The organism is Geomonas edaphica, assembly GCF_004917075.1.
Taxonomy (GTDB): domain Bacteria; phylum Desulfobacterota; class Desulfuromonadia; order Geobacterales; family Geobacteraceae; genus Geomonas; species Geomonas edaphica.
The window spans coordinates 172,828-187,124 of record NZ_SSYB01000006.1 but is presented as its reverse complement, the minus strand read 5'-3'; the positions used below and the strand labels follow the sequence as shown (position 1 = coordinate 187,124).

Here is a 14,297-nt window from a genome sequence, read left to right as displayed (position 1 = left end):
GGGGGGATTTGCTTTTGCCAGCCAGCGAAATCCCCCTAAATCCCCCTTCGCAAAGGGGGACTTTCACATACCATCTATCCCAGCAGCGTCTCCACCGGGGTGTAGGGAAGTCCGAAGGCGTCGGCGACGCCGCGGTAGGTGACCTGGCCCAAAGCGATGTTGATCCCCTCACGCACGCCGGCGCTTTCGCGCGCGACCTCGCGCCAGCCGCGATCGGCAAGCGACACGGCATAGGAGAGCGTTGCGTTGGTGAGGGCGGCCGTCGAGGTGAGCGGCACCGCGCCGGGCATGTTCGCCACGCAGTAGTGCAGCACCCCCTCCTCCAGGTAGGTCGGCTCGCGATGCGTGGTCGCGCGCGAGGTCTCGAAGCACCCACCCTGGTCGATGGCTACGTCTACAAGGACAGCACCCGGCTTCATCCCCTTCAGCATGTCGCGAGTCACAAGCTTGGGCGCCTTCGCCCCGTGCACGAGCACCGCGCCGATCACAACGTCCGCCTGCTGCACCAGCTCGCGGATGACGGCGGGAGAGGACATGACCGGGAAGCAGTTCTTCGGCATGACCTCGGAGAGGTGACGCAGGCGCTCGAGGTTCATGTCGAGGAGGTAGACCTTGGCGCCCAGCCCGCAGGCCATCTGTGCCGCGTGGGTCCCCACTACGCCGCCGCCGATCACGACGACGGTGCCCGGCGCGACGCCGGGAACGCCGCCCAAAAGGATACCGCGCCCACCCTGGGCCCGCTCCGCGTACTTGGCAGCCTGCTGCGCCGCCATGCGGCCGGCGACCTCGCTCATCGGGGTCAAAAGCGGAAGCGTGTTACCGGGACCGGTGATGGTCTCATAGGCGACAGCGACCCCCCCGCTCTTCATGAAGGCACGGGTGAGTCCCTCCGCTGCGGCGAAGTGGAAATAGGTGAAGACGATCTGCCCCTCGCGGATCATCTCGTACTCACTTGGCTGCGGTTCCTTCACGTGCATGACCATCTCGGCCCGTGCGTAGATCTCAGCCGGTTCGGCCACGATCTCGGCGCCCGCTTTGCGATAGGCATCATCGGAGAATCCGCTGCCGTTGCCGGCTCCACTCTCGACCAGCAGGGTGTGCCCGTGCCCCACCATGACCTCGACCCCGGCGGGGGTCATGCTGACACGATTCTCTTCGACCTTGATTTCCTTCAGTATCCCGACGACCATCTGCGCTCCCTCTCCCCTTGATGAGTGTGCCGACTGTCAGCATTGTACCGCAGTCCGGGCCGGGTTCATTAGACCGGCGTCTCAGCATACCAGATCGACCGGGATTTTTTCTTGCGAACAGGCGACAGAAACGGTATTTTTTCGCAGGATATTTCACAAAAAGGGGTAATCGATGAGGAATCTTGCGGAAACAGCCGTAGACAGGATTGATCGGGCCATCCTGAACGAGTTGCAGAGAGACGGCAGGCTGACCAACGTGCAGTTGGCCGAGCTCGTCGGGCTTTCCGAATCGGCCTGCCTGCGCCGGGTGCGCCTTCTGGAGCAAAGCGGCATCATCGACCGCTACGTGATGCTGGTGGATCAGGGGCGTGCGGGCAAACCGGGGAACGTCTTCGTGCGGGTAACGCTTGACGGGCAGCAGCGTGAGAGGCTTTCTGCCTTCGAGGAGGCGATCGCCACGGTTCCCGAGGTGATGGAGTGCTACCTCATGTCCGGCGACGTCGATTACCTGATGCGCGTCGCGGTGAAGGACACGGACGACTACCTGCGCCTGCACAACAAGCTGACCGGGCTCCCCGGAGTTCTGCGGGTGCAGTCATCCTTTGCGCTGCGCACCGTGGTGAGCAGGACCTCGCTTCCTTTGTGACCTACCAGACCGGGGTGATGCTCGAGCGCTCCAAAAACCTTCGCAGGGCATGCAGGTCGGCAAGGGAAAGCCCGACGAAACAAAGGCCCATGCCGGAGGGGAGGTTCTCTTTTTTCTTTCCCGGCTCGCGCACCCAGGCCACCCGGGCCTGGCAGGCGATGATGGCGTCGCGGTTTGAAAGCTTGAACTTGATGGTCAAAAGGGTGTCCACCGGCCGGATCTGGGTTGTCTCGACGAAGAGGCCGCCTCGGCTCACGTTCACCGAATAGTTCAATACCAGCGTCTTCTGATAGGGGCCCTCGAAAATGGCGATCCTGGCGTCGACGCGCTCCCCCCTTCCCGCCGGGACGCCGTCCCTCCTCTCTTCCACCATGCTCCCACCCGCCTCATGCCCTGGTTCACCCATTTCCCCCTCCTTCTCAGCGGCGACTCTCCACCTGCTCCACCTTTAACGCCCGAAGCGCTTTTGTGTAAATCCGAATGAGGCTGCAACTACTGTAGGGGTTGCGACTACAGTCCCGGCCTCCCGGCGTCCGCCGTCTGTAGGAAAAAGACTACAGAAAAAAGGGAAGTAGGCCGATCCATAAGCGGGAGAGCTTCTGCTATTAATGATCCATCGACGCCCACGCAGACACGCTCAACCGCTTCAGGAGTAGGCCATGCCGGACCAGAAAGCGCAAAAGACGTACTCATCCCGGCCGGACTACCGGCACCAGGTAGCCATCGGGATCGCCTTCGGCCTCGCCGGATTCGTGCTGAACTGGTTCAAGCTGGAGTTCTTCTTCAACGTCGACTTCATCTTCGGCTCCATCCTCTCCATGTTCGCCCTCATGCGTTTCGGCCTCGTTGCAGGGATGACCGCGACGCTCATCACCGCGAGCTGCACCTGGTTTCTCTGGCACCATCCCTGGGCGGTGATCATCTTCTGCGCCGAGACGCTCTGCACCGCACGTTTGAACCTCTCCAAAGACCGCGACCCGGTCCTTAACAACCTGGCCTACTGGTTCAGCGGCGGCATCGCCCTCGTGCTCTTCTTCTACGCCGGTGTCATGCACTTTCCCCTGCTGCCCGCCATGGTGATGGGGCTCAAGCAGGGGATCAATGGCATCGTCAACACCCTGATCGCCGCTGCGCTTCACATGAGCTACGGCTTTTACCGGCGGCGGCAGGAAAGGCTTCCCGGGCTGCGCCAGCTGATCTTCGTCGCCATATCGCTCTTTGTCACCATCCCGACCCTGTTTTTCCTCTACCTGGATATAAGACACACGATGCGTCAGGACCTCGCGCGGCACCAGGAGGCAACGGTGCGTATCGCCACCGCGGCCCAGACCGGCGCGGCATCCTGGCTGGACAGCAGTCTCGGGGTGATCCGCTTCCTTGCCTCCTCCGGCGGCGGACCGGTGACCGACATGCGGCGCGACCTGGAGAACATGCGCCAGTCGCTCACCGACTTCAAACGCCTAGGGATGACGGACGAGCACGGCATCACCATCGCCTTCTCCCCGGCCGTCGACGAAAACGGGACGGCCACCGTGGGACTGGACCTGTCGGACCGCAGTTACCTGAAGAAGGTCTCCGCCCCACCCTACCCCGAGGTGATGGAACTCTTCCAGGGAAGGATCGGCGCGCCGGGGCCAAGACTCATTCTGGTCGCGCCGGTGCTGGAAAAGGAAGGTTACCGGGGCGCCGTATTCGGCGTCGCCGACCTCGGCAGCCTGACGGAGCTCCTGCAAAAGCTCGTGCACGAAGACTCCGTGCAGGTGACCCTCGTCGACGACCGCGGGATGGTGGTCATGAGTACCAAGCAGGAGTTAAGGCCCCTCACCCCTTACGTCCTTCCCGCAGGGGGCTCCCTGATGCCGGTGGCCAAAGGGATACGACACTGGATCCCGGCCCCCAAACCCGGGTTGAGCCCGTACAAGCGCTGGCTTGCCTCGTTCTACGTGAAGGAGATGCCGCTTGACGGGTACCCGGGGTGGAAGCTGGTGGTGGAGTCTCCCCTCAGGCGCCCCATCACTGCGCTCTCCGAGAAGATCACCGCAGCGCTCTCCGGTATCGGTCTGCTGCTCGTGTTACTGGTCTTCTGCTCGAGGCTTTTCGCCGGCAGGATCGCCTCCATCCTTTCAGACTTCGAGCGCGTGACGCGCGAGCTTCCCGCTCAGATCGCGGCCGGAACCACCATCGAGTGGCCTCCACCGGTCACCAGCGAATTCAAGGGGCTCACCGACAACGTGCAGGTGATGACGAGAGAGCTTTTGCTCTCCCACGCGGCGCTCAAGCAGCTGAACCAGAGCCTGGAGCAGCGCGTCGAGGAGCGCACCGCGCAATTGAGGGAAAGCCAGCAGCTTTTAAACGCCGTCATCGAGACGACACCCGACCCGATCTCGGTCAAGGACCGCCAGGGGACCTACCTCATGATGAACAAGGCGGGGCTGGAGTTTCTCGGACGGGAGGCGATCGGCAGGGAGGAAACCCGCATCTATGGGCCGGAAGAGGAGGAGGTCATCCTTGCGTACGACCAGCGCGTACTGGAGACCGGCGCCATCGTCTCTTTCGAGCAACCCCGCCGAAACCACCTGGGAGAGTCCCGCGTTTTCAATGTCGTGAAGGGACCGATCCGGGACCATGCCGGTGCGGTGACCGGGATCTTCGCCATCTCCCGTGATATCACCGACCGCATCCAGATGGAGGAACAACTGGAGCAGGAGCGGTCGCTTTTACGTACCATCATCAGCACCATCCCGGACCTTATCTTTCTGAAGGACGTAAACGGCGTATTTCTCGCGGCGAACCCGGCATTCCAGAAGATGGCGGGGCACCAGGAAGAGGAGATCATCGGCCGGACAGATCACGACATCTGGAACGCAGAAGAGGCCGAGCTTTTCGTAAGAAGGGACCGTGAGGTGCTCGCGGCAGGCCGTCAGATCGCTCACGAGGAATGGCTGACCGATAGCAGTGGTGGACGGCGCATCCTGCTGGAAACGAAGAAGACCCCGATGCTGGACCGTGCCGGAAACCAACTGGGGATTTTGGGCATCGCCCGCGACATCACGGCACAGCATGAGGCGAAGGAGGAGTTAAAGCGCGCCGTGGCCGAGCGGACCGCGGACCTGCGGCGACTGGCGGAGCGAATAGAGACGGTAGCTGAACACGAGCGGGCCTCGGTGGCCCAGGAGATCCACGACGAGCTGGGCCAACTGCTTGCCGCGCTCATGATGGACGTCGCATGGTTCCAAAAACGCATCCCGGAAGGGGACGAAAAGTACGCCGCGAAGGTGAAGGCGATGAACGAGCTCCTGAACGTCACCATACAGTGCGCGCGCCGCATCACGCGGGACCTCCGCCCCCGCATGCTGGACGAGCTCGGCCTGGTCGCGGCCATCGAGGAGCAGTTGGAGCTTTACCGCCAGCGCCAGATCGACTGCCGGCTCATCGTCCCACAGCGCGACGCCGAGGTCGACCCGCAACGGGCCAACTCCCTCTTCCGCATCTTCCAGGAAAGCATGACTAACGTTATGCGCCACTCCGGCGCGACAAAGGCCGAGATCCTCCTCGACATAAGAGAGGACGGCATCGTGCTGCAGATAGAGGACAACGGCCGCGGCATCAACGAGGAACAGATCAACAACCTGCAGTCGCTTGGCCTTTTGGGGATCAAGGAGAGGGCCCTGCGCTGGGGAGGGACGGCCGAGATCAGGGGAATGCACGGCAAGGGAACTACGATTCGGGTGGAAATGCCCGTGGAACGAAGGAGGAAAAAGAGATGATAAGGGTTTTGCTCACTGACGATCACAAGATACTGCGCGAGGGGCTCAAGGGGCTTTTGCACGACACCGACGACATCACCGTGGTCGGCGAGGCGGGCGACATCCAGGAGCTGTTCGCCCGTTTGGGGAGCGTGGCCTGCGACGTCATCGTCCTCGACATCTCGCTTCCCGGCAGAAGCGGTCTCGACGCCTTGAAACAGTTGAAGGCCGAGGGGATCACGACGCCGGTGCTGGTGCTAAGCATGCACCCGGAAGAGCAGTACGCCATCCGCGCCATCCGCTCCGGCGCCGCCGGCTACCTCACCAAGGAGACCGCCTCCCAGGAACTGGTGCACGCGATCCGCAAGGTCCACACCGGCGGCAAGTACCTGAGCTCGAACCTAGCGGAGCGACTCTTCACCGAGCTCGCCAATCCCCGCGGTGCCGAGCCGCACACGCTTCTTTCCGACCGTGAGTACCAGATCATGTGCATGATCGGCTCCGGGCTCACCCTGACCGGCATCGCCGACAAGCTCGCCCTGAGCGTCAAGACCATCAGCACCTACCGGACCCGTGTTCTGCTCAAGATGGGGATGAAGAACAATGCGGAACTGACCACGTACGTCGTGAAGAACGGACTTCTGTGCGACAACGCCTGACCCCCCGGCGGGAGAGGTGGCTCCACTCGCCTCTCCCGCCGCAGGGCTCGCTCCTCCCCTCTCGCCACCGCCGCATGTCGGAAAAAGCCTCTCACCTTTAACGTCCCGCGCCCGACATACAGAAAAACAAGTCCCTGCTATTAATGAGATCATCGTCCATCCCCCGAAACGGGGCAGGCGCAGAGGGAACCTAAACGGTGCCCCCTGCGCAAATGGCGGGATGCATGAGGAGACGCACGTGTTTACTCCGGTACCAACATCGCAAGAGCGGCAAAAGACCGTAAAGAACCACCCCATGCGGATGCTGGAGGCCGAGAACCTGCGCCTTTTGCGCGAACTCGAGCGTTATCGCCGGGAGAAAAGACACGCGTGCGAGGTGGCGGTGGACCTGCTGACGAGCATCGCCGAGGCACGGGACCGGGAGACCGGGCGCCACGTAAAGCGGGTACAGGACTACACGCTGGCACTGGGCAACGCGCTGAAGCACGACTCACCCTACGCCTCCCTGCTGAGCCGACAGTGGATCGAGCGCCTGGCAAGGGTGGTCCCGCTGCACGACATCGGGAAGATCGGCATCCCGGACCGCATCCTGCTCAAACCCGCCTCGCTGAACCTCGAAGAGTTCGAGGTCATGAAGACCCACACCCGCATCGGCCGCGACATCATCGCCGCCGCCGACAGGGACAGCGGCGAGGCCTGCTGTAACCCGGAGGAGAGTGCCCTCGTCTTTCAGATGGCCGCCGACATCGCACTTTGGCACCACGAGCGCTGGGACGGCCTAGGGTATCCCGACGGACTGGCGGGAGAGGCCATTCCGCTTGCGGCGCGTATCGTCTCGGTGGCTGACGTCTTCGATGCCCTGACTACTTCCCGGGTGTACAAGAAGGCCTTTTCGTGGAAGCGTGCGAGCGCCTACATAGTCTCCATGAGCGGGGTCCGTTTCGACCCCTGTGTCGTGGCCGCTTTCACGCGGCTTTTGCCCCAATTCGAGACCATCGCCCAAGGGCACGGCAGCGTGAAACTTCCCGAGACATCAACTATCGGCGCCCCCCGGCGGGTAACCGGGCCTTCCCCACGAAACGGGGCAGGATGCCCCCATGCAGCCGGCGCCACCACGACCAACACTACTCAGGGGATGGAGACCATCGATGGGCCTCTTTCCCGCACCATAACGCAATTAGACACGGAGGAGGGAACCATGCGTGCGCTCATAGTCGACGACGACGAACTGGACCGCAAGCTTCTGGAACGGGTGTTGAAGCCGTTTTGCCACGTGGATTTCGCGGCAACCGGGGAAGAGGCGTTGCAGAAGTTCGTGACGGCCCTCGGCGAGCAGACCCCTTATGGGCTCGTCTGTCTGGACTACAACCTCCCCGGCATCTCCGGTGCGAGAACGGCGCAGCTCATCCGCCAGGAAGAAGGGAAAACGGGCAGCTTCCCAGCCACCACAGTATGCGCGCTCTCCGGGGCTCCCGAGGCGCCGGGAGAGTTCTACATCCGCCTTGGAGACGATCCCCACTTCTTCCTAAACCAGAAGCCGTACAACAGGACCAACCTCATGCGTGCGGTCAGCTTCGGCCTGCGGCGCTGGGGGGTAAAGAGCGACTCCCGCGATTACTGCGTCGAACAAGCAATCGGCCAATGACATAGTGTTTGCGTCAGCCGGAACAGCGGCAAAAAAACGAGGGATCGCCCAGGGGCGGTCCCTTTCTTTTTGGACACACAGCGTGTCTAATTTCCCGACACCACCCTCAGAGGCACAAACGCCGGTCAGGGTTCATTTTTTTCGTGTGGTTCCCTCAAAGTGTAAAGGAGGTGTGTAAAGCCGCTACGGTCACGGACAGCTTGACGCGCTTGCCAGCGGTACGGTCTCGGGCCGGTAAGCTTTTGATTTCACGCGGTTTACGCCGGTCGCGGCAGCACGCGCAGTAAAATAAGGGGGGCAAATCAAGCAGGCATAATAGGCATAACTATTTAAAATCTTATGCTTTACCAGAGACTGGCATGCATGATGCTGAGCGTATGGGCGTTACATAAAGTATCACCTCAAGGAGGGTAACCCATGCGAATGAGAAGAGGAGGATTGGCGGTCATCATGCTCACCCTGACGCTGATGGCCACATCTGCAAACGCACTATCCATAAGACTGTCGGACGGCGGCGCCAATACCGTCACCGTATGGGACAACGGGGCGGGGGACATCAACCCCGCGGCTGGCGCCGTCACCTACCTAGGCAGCGTCGGCGCTTTCACCACCAACGTGAGCACCGGGCTTTCCTACCCCATCCTCGGGAGCCAGGACTACCCGCGGCTAGAGCTGAACTCAGTCGACGTGACCAGTAGTTCGGACGGCAAGCTGCACATCTACCTCACCGACACCGGCTTTACCGGCGCCTTTTCCAGCTTCCAGGCGGCCATCGGCGGGACCACGGGAGGAACGGTCAAGTACAGTACCTACTTCGACACCGCCAACACCGCCTTTGCCATGAGCACGCTTTTGACCGAGGAGCTTTACAGCGGCCTCGCATTCAGCGACGTCAACATCGCTTCGGCGCTGGGACTCGACGTTCCCTACTCCCTGACCCAGGCGCTGGAAATCACACATACCGGTCACGCGAGCACCAGCTTCGATGCGGAACTGGCCCCAGTTCCGGAACCTGGCACCTTCATGCTGCTTGGTGCAGGCTTGTTGGGACTTGCTGTCTACGGCCGGCGCAGGGTGCGGGCCTGACGCGCAGCGCTTTCTTTGACCAAAGCCGCCCACCTCGGGCGGCTTTTTTTGCGAGTGGGCTCCTCCGGAAGGGATCAGCGGTTTGCGCAATGGATGAATGACATTTCAAAAAGCCTGGGCTACTGTACTAAAATTTTCAAGAATACCTGTTATGCTACTTAGCATCCAAGCTATGCCAGTACCCGGTCATCTATGACAGTGATGCATTTCTTCTTACAGTTGGACGCACCTTATTGACGCCACCGCCCCGGGAGAAGACCTTGCCAGAGTTGTCCGATTTCAAGAAACCACCGATACCACTATTTGTCCTGGTGGCCGCCGGCCTTGCCGGCAACTATTTCAAATTCACCGTTTTCCTCAACATCGACTTCCTCTTCGGCAGCATCTTCGCGATGCTCGCCTTGCAGTTCTTCGGCCTCACCCGCGGCATCATCGCTGCAGCCGTCATAGGCAGCTATACCTACTTCCTCTGGAATCACCCCTATGCCTGCCTAATCCTCATAGCCGAAACCGCCCTGGTCGGGTTGCTGATGCAGCGACGCAGGTTCGGCATGATCGCCGCCGACGCGGTGTACTGGATCGTGATCGGCATGCCGCTGGTTTACCTTTTCTACCATGTGGTGATGCAGGTTCCCTTGAGCAACACCTACATCGTTATGACGAAGCAGGCGGTGAACGGCATCGCCAACGCCATTGTCGCCAGGCTCATCTTCACGGGGTTCGCTCTCAAGTCCAAAACCGTACGCATCCCGTTCCGAGAGCTTATTTCGAGCCTGCTTGCTTGCTTCGTGCTGATCCCGTCCCTGATCCTTCTTGCCATCGGTTGCCGAAGCGAGTTCGCCGAGACGGACCGCGTGATACGCCAGGGGCTCCTACAGGACCTGGGGCGGGAGGCAAAACGCCTGGATACCTGGGTGAGCAGCCGGAAGGCGCCAGTGGTGCAGCTAGCCGAACTGGCGGCCACGCTCTCGCCGCAGCACCTGCAACCCTTCCTGGAGCAGGCGACCAAAAGCGATCAGAACTTCAAACGCATGGGGCTTCTGGACAAAGAGGCCACCATCAACGCCTATTACCCCCTCACCGATGAGATGGGGCAGAAAAACATCGGCAAGAACTTTGCGGACCGCCCCTACATCCCGAAACTGAAGCAGACGCTGAAGCCGATGCTCTCGGAGGTGGTGATGGGGAGGATCGGCCTCCCGGAACCGATCGTTTCCGTCCTCGCCCCGGTGATCGCAAATGGCGGGTACCACGGCTACGTCATCGGTGTCCTCAGCCTGCACCAGATCAAGGAGCAGCTGGACAAGACGTCCGAATCCAGTGACATCCTTTACACGCTGCTGGACAAAAACGGCAAGGTGATCATGAGTAACCGCCCCGGCCAGAAGACCATGGCCCCGCTGCAAAGGGGGAAGGGAACCCTTAAGAGCCTGCCCGGTGGCATCACCCAGTGGGTGCCGGTTTCGCCACCAAACACCCCCGTCTCTGAGCGGTGGAAGAAGTCTTATTACGGCGCCGAGGCCGCGGTAGGCGACTTCGCGGAATGGAAATTGATCCTTGAACAGCCGGTGGCCCCTTTCCAGAAGAAGCTCCACGACAGCTACACCGGCAAGCTCACCATCCTGTTCGCCATCCTGCTCATGTCGCTTGCACTGGCTGATTTTTTGAGTTGCCGCATCATGGCCACAATCGAAAACCTGCGCAAGGTTACTAGCGACCTTCCCTCGAGGCTCGCCTCAGGGGGAAGTGTCAACTGGCCGGAAAGCGGCATCACGGAAACCGACAACCTGATCGTCAACTTCAAGGAGATGAGCGGCAGCATAAAGCAGCACCTGGCCGATCTGCAGCGCCTCAACGACTCGCTGGAGCAACGAGTCGAAGAACGCACGCGGGAGGTGGAGAGACTCTCGAGCGAACAGCGCACCATCCTGAGCACCATGCCCCTTGGCGCCTGCCTGCTGAAAAAACGGGTGATCCAGAGGACGAACCCCGCCTTCGACAGGATCGTGGGATATGACCCGGGGGAGACACTTGGGAAGGACACGGCGATCTTCTACGTTGACCAGGCATGGTACCAGAGCGTCGGGGAAGCGGGATACGGCGCGCTGCAGCGCGGGGAGATCTATTCCACCGACCTCAAGATGAAACGTAAGGACGGCTCGGTTATCTGGTGCAACGTGGCGGGGCAGATGGTGAACCCAGATGCGGCCGAGGACGGCTCCATATGGATCATCCAGGACATCACGGAAAGAAAACAAGCGGCCCAGCTCGAGCAGCAGCTGCTGCACGCCCAGAAACTGGAGAGCCTGGGGGTTCTGGCAGGCGGTATCGCCCACGACTTCAACAACATCCTCATGGCCATCATGGGGAACGCCGAGCTTGGCCTCATGCGCATGCCCGAGGGGGCGGCCGCGGCGGAAAACCTGCACAGGATCCAGCAGTCCGCGCAACGGGCCGCCGACCTCACCAAGCAGATGCTTGCCTATTCGGGCAAGGGAAGGTTCATGATCGAGGCCGTGGACCTGAACCAGGTGATCGAGGAGCTCGCTCACCTTCTGGAGATCTCGGTCTCCAGGCAGGCAAAGCTAAGCTACCATCTGCACCGGCCGCTCCCTGCCATCGATGGCGACCCGGCACAGTTACGGCAGATGATCATGAACCTGGTGATCAACGCCTCGGAAGCGATCGATGGGAAAAAGGGAGAGATCGTGATCACGACCGACAGTGCTGCGGGCGAGCCCAGGCATATCCTCGAGGCGTGGCAGGAGGAGCTCCCGGAGGGTGACTACGTCTGCCTCACGGTCACCGATACGGGGTGCGGCATGGACCGGGAGACTATCGCGAGGCTCTTCGATCCTTTCTTCACTACCAAGTTCACCGGTCGCGGCCTCGGGATGGCCGCAGTGCAGGGAATCGTAAAGGGGCACAAAGGGGCGATAAGAATCACGAGCGAACCGGGCAATGGGTCGACTTTCCGGATATTCCTCCCGGTTGGAACTCCCATGGTAAAGGGGGATGTGGGAAGTATCGACGGGCAAAGAGAGGCTATGCAACCGGAAGCGGCCGCGAAGGCGATGCTCGTGGACGACGAAGAGGCGGTCCGCAACGTGGGAGCGGAGATGTTGAAGCAGCTTGGGTTCACGCCAGTACTGGCAAAGGACGGCGAGGAAGCGCTGGAAATCTTCAGGCAGACGCCGGGGATCAGCTTCCTGATCCTCGACATGACCATGCCGCGGATGGACGGCAAGCAATGCCTGCGCGAGTTGCGCCGCATCGCGCCCACAGTCCCGGTGATCATGTCCAGCGGCTACAACGAGCAGGAAATTGCGCGGGAACTAGGCGGAGAGATACCAAGCGGCTTCATTCAGAAACCGTACAACGTAGCTTCGATGAAGGAGGCCATCGAAAGAGCGCTGCGGCGCTGACGCCCGCAGTGGTGCGACGGGAGCCAGAAGCTCGCAGGGGGAGGAGCGCCAGTTAACTGAACAAGCCCCCCCTCCCCTTGCAGGAGGTTCATCCGGGAATTCCAAGGAAGAAGCCTTTCAGATAACCCGCGTCCTCTCTTGCTGAGCACGGTGGCCTCGCGCTCCCCACTTTGCGAAGGGGGGACTGGGGGGATTTGCTTTTGTTTCTCAGTTTTCGCTGGTAGGACGAGATTCTAGGTCTTGCTTTCCTCCAGGAGGAGAAAAAGGATTTTCCGATAACCGTCAATTATCTGTGAATGTAGTCAACTGGTGCTTGTATGGCCCGACCAAGGCAAATCCCCCCTGCCCCCCTTCGCAAAGGGGGGAACGTTAGGGCTCATGCAGTGCTTTGTAAGCGGCTGCGCTTCGCGTTCCCCGGAATTTCCTGAAGAACCTTGCGGGAGGGGGGCGGGAAACGGTTCTATCTCTCGCTGGACGCACCCCGGTCCAAAGGTGTTTTAAAGCCTGAACTGGCGCACCAGGCGCTGCAGTTCTTCCGACTGATGGGAGAGTGTGGAGGCCGCGGCGGCGGTCTCGGTGACGCCATGGGCCGTCTGCTGCACAACGTCGGTGATCCTCTGGATGCTGCGGGTGATCTCGTCGGTGGTGGAGGTCTGCTGCTGGGCCGCCGTGGTTATCTGGTTGATCTGATCGCTCACCACGCCCACCTGGGCCAGGATCTCCTCGAGCGCCTCGCCCGAGCGAGCCGAATACTCCGCCCCTTTTCCCACCTCGGCCACCCCTTCCTCGATGGCGGCGATGGCGCCGCGCGTCCCCCCCTGGATTGTCTTTATCATCTCGCCTATCTCCCGGGTCGCCCGGGTCGTCCTCTCGGCTAAGGCGCGCACCTCGTCGGCTACGACGGCGAAACCGCGCCCCTGCTCTCCGGCGCGCGCCGCCTCGATCGCCGCGTTCAGAGCGAGCAGGTTGGTCTGGTCCGCGATCTCCTGAATGGTGCCGATGATCTGGTCGATCTGGTCCGACTGGGCGCCCAGTTCCTCCACGGTCTTGGCGGCCCCCTGCACCCGGCTTGCGATCCGTTCCATGCCGAGCGTCGTATGCCGCACCACATCGGCGCCGGAGCTCGCGGCCCGGCTCGCACGGGTCGAGTTCTCGGCGGCGTGCACGCAGTTTCTCGCGATGTCGCCTGAGGTCGCGGCCATCTCTTCACTGGCGACGGCCACCGCGTTGGTCTGGGAGGCGACGTCGTCGGTTCCCGCGGAAATGCGGTCGGCGTTGTCCTGCAACTGGTGCGAGGTGAGCGCTACCTGCTCGGAGCTTTGCTGGATCCGGCGGATCATGTCCCGCATCGTGGTCTGCAGCGTGTCGATGGAGCGGATGATGGTGCTGATCTCGTTGTTGCGCTTGGCCTGGATCGGCTTGCTGAGGTCCCCGTTGATCATGGTCTCCAGGATGCCGATGATCCTTTTCAGCGCGTCGTTCACCGACCAGAAAAGCAGGGAACTGAAGAAGGCCCCGGCAATGAGAAAGAGCGCGGTGGATATGACTGAGATCGACAGCGAGAAGGAGCGTCCCGCTCCTACGGCAAAGACAATGCAGAAGCTGTAACAGACACAGAGCAGGATTATGCGGGTACGGATGCGCAGGTGCAGGTAGAGACCAAAGAGAGATTTCATGACTTTCCTCGACTGTTGTACTTGTTCGGCGCCGCAACACTAACAGTGTTACATTTTATTGTATTCTCTTCGGAATCATCGCCCCCTTCTTTAGCGCGTTATCGAGGTGCCGCGTATTTTTCTTACTCATCGGTACAGAAAATGTTAGTGGGATGACCCTGAGTGGTTGATGGGAGAGCCTCTTCGCGGCGACACGAAGAGGCAAAAGGGGGCCGGAAAATTCC

At 61.2% G+C, this 14,297-nt stretch carries 9 protein-coding genes; 6 read left to right on the top strand and 3 right to left on the bottom strand.

Translation table 11 applies throughout. The features are described 5' to 3' along the window. Positions 1-74: 74 nt before the first annotated feature. Positions 75-1,190 (bottom strand): alanine dehydrogenase, encoded by a 1,116-nt coding sequence (gene ald / locus E8K79_RS19255; RefSeq protein ID WP_136516173.1) that lies wholly within the window; start codon positions 1,188-1,190, stop codon positions 75-77. 172 nt (positions 1,191-1,362) lie between these two features. Between ald and E8K79_RS19250 the strand changes: the two genes are divergently transcribed. Continuing rightward, entirely contained in the window at positions 1,363-1,836 is a 474-nt protein-coding gene (locus E8K79_RS19250) for an Lrp/AsnC family transcriptional regulator (protein ID WP_135872665.1), read from the top strand. Between the two features lies 1 nt (position 1,837). Here E8K79_RS19250 and E8K79_RS19245 read toward each other — a convergent pair whose 3' ends face one another. Beyond that, the gene (locus E8K79_RS19245) at positions 1,838-2,242 is read right to left on the bottom strand and encodes a PilZ domain-containing protein (protein WP_136516172.1); all 405 of its coding nucleotides are present in this window, start codon (positions 2,240-2,242) and stop codon (positions 1,838-1,840) included. A 253-nt stretch (positions 2,243-2,495) separates the two neighbouring features. On the opposite strand from E8K79_RS19245, the gene E8K79_RS19240 reads away from it, so the two are divergent. The 5 genes from E8K79_RS19240 to E8K79_RS19220 all read left to right on the top strand — a co-directional run bounded on the left by E8K79_RS19240 (position 2,496) and on the right by E8K79_RS19220 (position 12,397). Beyond that, positions 2,496-5,603, top strand: coding sequence for a sensor histidine kinase (locus tag E8K79_RS19240; RefSeq protein ID WP_136516171.1), 3,108 nt, complete (start codon positions 2,496-2,498; stop codon positions 5,601-5,603). After that, positions 5,600-6,241: a response regulator gene (locus tag E8K79_RS19235; RefSeq protein WP_129127916.1), complete on the top strand. Its 642-nt coding sequence runs from the start codon at positions 5,600-5,602 to the stop codon at positions 6,239-6,241. Before E8K79_RS19240 ends, E8K79_RS19235 begins: the two co-directional genes overlap by 4 nt. A gap of 238 nt (positions 6,242-6,479) precedes the next feature. After that, a complete protein-coding gene (locus E8K79_RS19230; RefSeq protein WP_162604722.1) occupies positions 6,480-7,886 on the top strand; it encodes an HD domain-containing phosphohydrolase in 1,407 nt (468 codons plus the stop codon). A gap of 417 nt (positions 7,887-8,303) precedes the next feature. Next, positions 8,304-8,972 (top strand): PEP-CTERM sorting domain-containing protein, encoded by a 669-nt coding sequence (locus tag E8K79_RS19225; protein WP_136516169.1) that lies wholly within the window; start codon positions 8,304-8,306, stop codon positions 8,970-8,972. A 260-nt stretch (positions 8,973-9,232) separates the two neighbouring features. Continuing rightward, complete coding sequence (locus tag E8K79_RS19220; protein WP_136516168.1) at positions 9,233-12,397, top strand: hybrid sensor histidine kinase/response regulator; 3,165 nt, start codon at positions 9,233-9,235, stop codon at positions 12,395-12,397. A 497-nt stretch (positions 12,398-12,894) separates the two neighbouring features. Here E8K79_RS19220 and E8K79_RS19215 read toward each other — a convergent pair whose 3' ends face one another. Next, positions 12,895-14,073, bottom strand: coding sequence for a methyl-accepting chemotaxis protein (locus E8K79_RS19215; RefSeq protein WP_136516167.1), 1,179 nt, complete (start codon positions 14,071-14,073; stop codon positions 12,895-12,897). Positions 14,074-14,297 lie beyond the last annotated feature (224 nt).